Here is a 7,000-nt window from a genome sequence, read left to right on the forward strand (position 1 = left end):
GAGTACGAAAAACCAACGTTTTTCAGACCTTTTCTGAATTTTCTATCAACGATGATATAATTGGATTAGTTTTCTAATAACATCAAAGGGGTGAATAACTTGTCAGAAATCGAACTTCTATTGACCAAGGATCAACGTCATGAACTTATACGAATATCTGAAGAAATAAGCGAATGGGATTTAGCAAGACATTACACACTTTCAGGTGATGATATTGACTTCGCTTTAAGCCATCGTAGGGACTCTAACAAACTAGGATGCGCAGTACAGTTATGTATGCTTCGCTATCCAGGATGGCCACTTATAGATAAAAATATGATTCCTTTTAAGGTCATACACTTCATTGCGGATCAGTTCGGTATAGAGCCAGAAGAGTTTCAAAACTATGCTATTCGTGACAATACTAGACTGGAACACTTACAAGAAATCCGAAGCGTATACAATTACACTTCTTTCAATGATGTCACTGATTCTCACAAGATTATTAATAATCTTATGCCATTTGCGATAGAGAATGACAATGCCATCCGACTGCTCAAAATTGCAATTGACAAACTTCGTAGTGATAAAATCATCCTTCCTGGTATCACAACTCTGGAGCGTATTGTCATCGAGGCGAGAACTGCTGCTGAAAACACTGTGATGAAGTCGATTAACAACTCTCTAACTGATTCTCAAAAGGAAAATCTAGACAAGCTCATTCACGCCAAAGATGAAAAACGGACACCTCTTGCATGGCTCAAAGAGCCAACTGGTTTTCCTTCTGCAAAGACATTTCAAGAAGTCATTCAAAAGCTTGAATACATACGTTCACTTGATTTGGAGCTGAATATAAGTGCAATTCATCCAAACAGAATTAGACAACTTGCACGCCTCGGTTCAAAATATGAACCTCATTCCTTCAGACGATTCGATTCAGAAAAACGCCACGCCATGCTCGCTGTATATCTTCATGAACTTAGTCACCAGCTTGTAGATACAGCCATAGAAATACACGATAGGCAAATCAATATTCTTCTTTCCAAAGGTCGTAAAGAGCTTGAAAAGAAGCAAAAGAACAACGGTAAATCACTCAATGAAAAAGTCGTTCATTTCAGAGATTTAGGCAAAGCTCTAATTCAAGCTCGTGAACAAGGTGTTGATCCATTTGAAGCAATTGAAGAAGTCATGAGCTGGGATCAATTTATTAAATCAGTTGAAGAATCCAAGGAACTTGCACGACCGATTGGCTATGACTATCTTGATCTTATTGATAAAAGGTACAACCAACTCAGAAAGTACACGCCGATCCTGCTTAAGCATTTTAAGTTTTCAGCTAATAATAAGTCGTTTAGCTCTTTGATTGAAGCACTAGAAATCATCAATGAAACCAATGAATCCGGCAAAAGAAAGATACCAGAAAACGTCCCGATTGATTTCATATCAAAGCGTTGGTCAAAATACGTATTCAAGAAAGACGGTATAGACCGCCACTACTATGAAATGGCTGCACTCACAGAATTAAAAAATCGAATACGATCTGGAGATATAGCGGTCTCTGGTAGTAAGAATTTCAAAGAGTTTAAGGAATATCTTCTGACCGATAATGAATGGTCACAGCGCAAGAACGTAGAATCAAAACTTGCGGTGGATCTAAACGTCAATTCTTATCTGGAAGAACGGATCGCAACACTGACACACCGTACCAAATGGCTTAATAGAAACCTTAACTCTCTCAGTGGTCTTGAAATTAAAAATGGTCGTATTTACATTGAGAAACTAGAGAAGCAAACACCCGATGCAGCACGACACCTTTCACAGCATCTATACAAAATGCTCCCTAGAATCAAACTGACCGATCTGTTCATTGAAGTAGATCAGTGGACAGGCTTCATTAGGCATTTTACACATGCATCAACAAAAAAGAGTGCTCGAACCGATGAAAAAAACATCGTAGTGGCAGCACTCATGGCAATGGGTATGAATATCGGATTTTCAAAGATGGCTGACTCAACGCCAGGAATATCTTATAGGCAAATAGCTAATGTAGCTCAATGGCGAATGTATGATGATGCCATGCAACGGGCGCAGGCATCGTTGGTCAATTCTCATCATAGATTATTCTTATCGTCCTATTGGGGTGACGGTAGTACGTCCTCATCAGACGGTATGCGTGTTCAAGTTGGCGTTTCTTCAATGAACGCTGAACATAATCCACACTATGGATCTAATCGTGGCACTACTATGTATAGATTCGTAAGTGATCAGTTTTCATCGTACTACACAAAACTTATTAACACGAATGTACGTGATGCTGTTCACGTCATAGACGGACTTTTGTATCATGAAACCGACCTTGATATTAAAGAGCATTACACAGACACAGCAGGATACACCGATCAAGTATTTGGACTTGCACATTTGCTTGGTTTTAGGTTTGCGCCAAGAATCCGTGACATTTCCGAGCTGAAGTTTTATACATTTGGAAAACCTTCAGACTATACAAAACTAGAAAAAATACTAACAGGCAAGATCAACACCAAGGTCATTCAGGAAAACTACGATGATGTGCTTAAACTAGCATACTCTATTCTTGAAGGCAAGGTATCAGGATCATTGATAATGTCGAAGCTGGGTTCATACGCACGCCAAAATTCACTTGCAACAGCTCTGCGTGAAATGGGGCGTATTGAAAAAACAATCTTCCTTTTCGATTACATCAGCAACGAAGCGTTGAGAAGACGTATTCAAAAGGGACTAAACAAAGGCGAAGCAGTCAACGCCTTGGCTAGAGCCATTTTCTTTGGCAAGCGTGGAGAACTTCGTGAACGTGAGCTTTATGACCAACTCCAACGTGCCAGTGCGCTAAACATTATAATCAACGCTATTAGCATCTGGAATACAGTCTATTTGCAAAAGGCAATTGAATATACTCAACAACATGGCGGTCTTGATGAAAGCTTAATAAAGCATATTGCACCGTTAGGCTGGGAACATATCAATTTTCTTGGTGAATATCGTTTTGATTCAGCTACAGTACCAGAATATGATGAACTCAGACCGCTAAATATTGAAAGTAAAGCAATAAACATCATAGAATCTAGTTCATGATTACAAAAGCCATTGCCAGTACGAGGCGATGGCTTATATTTGTTCATAGCGTGGTACAAAATCATGATCATCGACTAAATCATGCCTTAGCGTGGGTTTTGTCGGAAATGTTGGCGAGACCCCAGTAATAGCAAATCTAAGGCAAGTTCGAGAAGATAAGATAGAAAGGCCAGATGGAAGTGATAAAAAATTAGGTATTGACGTAAGAAGAAGGCATTATGGCATTGCTGCAAAGTTACCTATATATCTTTCAAAAGATAAAGTAATAAGAAAAGCAATATTAAGCGTAGATCCAAGCGGACGCTATTTAGAGGCAGGGTCTCCTTATAAGCCATCTATGGAGACCGGGATATATGAAATGTTTAGATGTGAAGAAATATTTAGAGATAAATCAAGCAAACATTTAAATACTAATGATGAAAGAGATTATGATTATCGCACATCACAGGGAATATTAAAGATAGGCAGTCTTAAAGAAAAAAACATTAATTTGACTAGATTTATCAATAGACTTCATTTAGACGGAGAAGATAATTGTGGTATATTTTTATTTTCAAATAACTCAAGATATTACAAAAAGCATACGTCTGAATTGAATTGTTATTTATTCGGTGATAATGATATACAATTGGATATAACTTAGGGGGATAAAGTTAAAATAGATGACTTTATACATAACCTAAAAATGCTAGAAAAAGCGGCGCATGAATATATAAATTATTCTGGTCATTATTATAATATAGACGAATTAATAACGAATTTTGTAATAAGAGAAATTTATGATAGTTTTAAGTGGGATGTAGTATTGGGAGAAGGTGAAGTCACAGGATTTACGAGATTTGTAAAAAAATATGATGAATATAAATATTTAGCTGAATTTTTTGGAAATGAACTTTCACCTGGAGCAATAGTCAAAGATAAAGAGGGCAATACACTAAATACTATTCATATGATGGCTACCATAGGCGTCGGTCTCTTTGGAACACCTGGTGTGAATGCGGATTACTTTGGTTGGGCTGGTGACGTAATGACAGGAGCAAAAAATATATATGATTACAAAAGAAGAATGGATGTATCGAGAGAGGAAGCTGCAAAAGAAATTATAGGCGTAAATACATCTATATCAAGTTGTTCTTTAGACGACCTTTATTCTGATGTGGATAGCTATAATATAATGAAAAGATATAAAGGTTCCGGCGGAAATACCCCTGGATCATATCTGATTAGTATCTTTGAAGATTATTATACCAGAGGCAATAGAAATAGATTTAAAGACTTCTATGATAGTCTTGGCGGAAAAAGCGGATTTGCTGAATATGTAGAAAATACACTTTCGGAATACATACTAAAAAAGGTGCTAGGTGGTAATGCAGGCAGATATGAAATTAAAGCTGCGGGAAATAGATTTGTAGAAATAATAGAAGAAAAAGCGCGTTAAAATAGAAAATTTACTCATCATACTATAGTTTGTAGGAGTATAAAAAGCCAGCAGACATCATGAATTAAAAAGCATAATGTCTGCTGGTGAAAAATAGGCGGTATTATGGTATATCAATAGTCATAAGTACATATAGGAAGAAATATATGAATAAATTAAATGAAAAAATAATTAAATTACATACGAATAAGAAATTTATAAATTTTCTAATTACGATAGATTCATATGTTTGCTTTTTTTCTTTGGAAAAATATATAGCAAAATAAAGGTGGATCATACTAAAAATAACAGAAATAAATAGATATAGTGTACTTAAATTGTGGAAATGATTTTTTGTTATATGATAAGAAAAGACTATCGATAAGGCTATAACTATAGTTGACAGTCGTATTATGTATGTATTTTTTTTATTAGACATATAATATTTTCCTCCTAAGTAGTTGTGATTTGTTTGTGGCGAATATTTTATTAAGCTTTGTTCTAGAGCGTGTTTGAAAAATAGTTTTTGCATAGAAATTCCCAACATATGCTAAAATATTATAAAAGCACATGAAAGGAAAAGTGATCGTTATGGGATTAAAACGTTACGAGTTAACAGACGTAGAGTGGGCAAAAATTGAACATTTACTGCCACCAGAACGTACAGGCAAAAAAGGACGTCCATCTAAAAATAATCGTACTATGTTTAATGGTATTGTCTGGATTGCCAGAAGTGGAGCTCCATGGCGTGATTTCCCAGAAAGATACGGACCATGGGAAACTGTTTATAGTCGCTTTCGCAAGTGGCTTGATGATGGTATTTTAGACAACATTTTCCGCATACTCAGCTTGGATGCTGAACTTGAAGAGTTGAGTATCGACAGTACAATTGTAAGAGCACACCAGTCTTCGGCAGGTGCAAAAAAAGGGGCCCATCTCCAGAAATCGGAAGAAGCCGAGGCGGATTAAGCACAAAAATTCATGCTGCAGTTGATGCCCTTGGTTATCCTGTTTATTTTATATTATCCGAAGACCAAAAGAATGATAGCACCTATGCCGTGGAACTTTTATCCCATGTCAACTTATATGGAAGCGATGTCCTGGCGGATAAAGGTTATGACACAGATGCAATTATCGATTACATCTATAGTCGTGATGCAATAATGGGGTCAGAATCTCTTTACAAAAAAGCATTTCATCTTGTTCATATTCATTTTTCCAAACAAATCCTCCAAGACTTATTTCTGCAGTTTTTATTAGAGTTTTAATTTGGTTACTTGCATCTGATATGCAAGAACTAATATTATTAGGGAAATCATACTCAACAATAAGTGATAGTCTTTTCCAAGTATCCTCAAAGTCAAAATCTCCGATTTTAATAGACTCTGAAAAAGCAACTTGTTTTTTTATTGCCTCTAAGTAAGTTGCAAGGCCCCATTTATGATCCCAATACTTGTTCGGTATATGACAAATAAACTCTAAGCTCATTTTACAATCCATCTTTTTTATTTGGACTTCATAAAAAAGATACGTTTCAAATCCTTTTGAATCATGTATTTCAAGATGTAGTTTTTCTGGAAAATCTATTATTTCTATACCAACTAAGTCTTGAAGATTGCATTCTGCAAGGACATAATCTTTATCACAATCCAATATACTCAATTCTTTTTCAGCGAGTAGCACAGCTATATAATCTTCTGATTCCACTAGTTGTATTTTATTCATTTTATCCTACATATAGTATTTGTATTATTTGTAATTGTAGCTATGAAAATTGTAATATTAGAATTTAATATGCTTCAAAATACTTGTTTTCTATGCTATTTCTAAGTATATCCCTGACAATCTCATTAAGGCCTTTGTCTTCATTCGCAGCTTTTCTCCTTATGGCGCGTTTCAAATCTTTGTCTAGAAGAAACGTCTGCCTTATGTAGTCTTTCTTATTATTGTCGGCTGCCTTTTCATTTTGACCTTCTTCAGATGAATGTTCATCGCTCATCATATCCGGCGATTTTTTACTTTCTATCACGCTGGAGACTTCCCCGAACTCTCCGAGCTCTTTTCTTTTTTCGAATTCATCTGATGAAATTGTTTCGAATTCAAATCCCATCAAAAACTTCCCCCTTTCAATGTTTTAATCAGCGCATAGCTGGAAAAGTAAATACTCACAAAATATAAACTTTTCCTCATAGTAGCATTTTACCACTTGTTTACACAAATGAGTATAAAATACATGGGGAAGCTACATAATATGTCTTATATTTCTTAGGGATAAGTTATTTTGGCATGGTCTTTGCTGAATATAGATATAAATAATAAACAACTTTTAACTCGTTTTAACTCGTTTTAAACCGTTTTCCGACACTTGGACCCATTGCAATCAGATAAAGACAGAAGCCATTTAACTACGGATGTAGAGTGAAAGTAACTACAAAAGTAGAGTGAAGTCACTACGTTTATAGAGTGATTAAACTACGGATATAGAGTGAAGTC

Annotated in this window: 6 protein-coding genes and 1 pseudogene; 5 read left to right on the forward strand and 2 right to left on the reverse strand. The window is 35.7% G+C overall.

Going from position 1 to position 7,000, the window contains the following annotated elements; genetic code table 11:
- The first annotated feature begins 99 nt into the window (after positions 1–99).
- The 5 genes and pseudogenes from BUQ87_RS14380 to BUQ87_RS15885 form a co-directional block, all read left to right on the forward strand.
- Complete coding sequence (locus BUQ87_RS14380) at positions 100–3,090, forward strand: Tn3 family transposase (RefSeq protein WP_038260629.1); 2,991 nt, start codon at positions 100–102, stop codon at positions 3,088–3,090.
- A 91-nt stretch (positions 3,091–3,181) separates the two neighbouring features.
- On the forward strand, positions 3,182–3,733 hold the full coding sequence (locus BUQ87_RS14385) for a hypothetical protein (protein ID WP_038260637.1): 552 nt from the start codon (positions 3,182–3,184) through the stop codon (positions 3,731–3,733).
- A 42-nt stretch (positions 3,734–3,775) separates the two neighbouring features.
- Positions 3,776–4,528: a hypothetical protein gene (locus tag BUQ87_RS14390; RefSeq protein WP_159434355.1), complete on the forward strand. Its 753-nt coding sequence runs from the start codon at positions 3,776–3,778 to the stop codon at positions 4,526–4,528.
- A 549-nt stretch (positions 4,529–5,077) separates the two neighbouring features.
- On the forward strand, positions 5,078–5,476 hold the full coding sequence (locus BUQ87_RS14400) for an IS5 family transposase (RefSeq protein WP_242943857.1): 399 nt from the start codon (positions 5,078–5,080) through the stop codon (positions 5,474–5,476).
- 8 nt (positions 5,477–5,484) lie between these two features.
- A pseudogene (locus BUQ87_RS15885) lies at positions 5,485–5,601 on the forward strand (hypothetical protein); the annotation flags it as partial.
- A 37-nt stretch (positions 5,602–5,638) separates the two neighbouring features.
- Here the strand turns inward: BUQ87_RS15885 and BUQ87_RS15460 are convergent.
- Both BUQ87_RS15460 and BUQ87_RS14410 read right to left on the reverse strand, forming a co-directional pair.
- A complete protein-coding gene (locus tag BUQ87_RS15460) occupies positions 5,639–6,232 on the reverse strand; it encodes a hypothetical protein (protein WP_038260652.1) in 594 nt (197 codons plus the stop codon).
- Between the two features lie 64 nt (positions 6,233–6,296).
- Entirely contained in the window at positions 6,297–6,617 is a 321-nt protein-coding gene (locus BUQ87_RS14410) for a hypothetical protein (RefSeq protein WP_038260655.1), read from the reverse strand.
- Positions 6,618–7,000: the final 383 nt, after the last annotated feature.

The sequence above is a fragment of the Peptoclostridium litorale DSM 5388 genome, from assembly GCF_900141635.1.
Lineage (GTDB): Bacteria > Bacillota > Clostridia > Peptostreptococcales > Peptostreptococcaceae > Peptoclostridium > Peptoclostridium litorale.

Bases quoted from the DNA above. Each gene is read 5' to 3' on its own strand.
- BUQ87_RS14390 (WP_159434355.1), top strand. From the start codon at position 3,776: ATGCTAGAAAAAGCGGCGCATGAATATATAAATTATTCTGGTCATTAT.
- BUQ87_RS14400 (WP_242943857.1), top strand. From the start codon at position 5,078: ATGAAAGGAAAAGTGATCGTTATGGGATTAAAACGTTACGAGTTAACA.
- BUQ87_RS15460 (WP_038260652.1), bottom strand. From the start codon at position 6,232: ATGAATAAAATACAACTAGTGGAATCAGAAGATTATATAGCTGTGCTA.
- BUQ87_RS14410 (WP_038260655.1), bottom strand. From the start codon at position 6,617: ATGGGATTTGAATTCGAAACAATTTCATCAGATGAATTCGAAAAAAGA.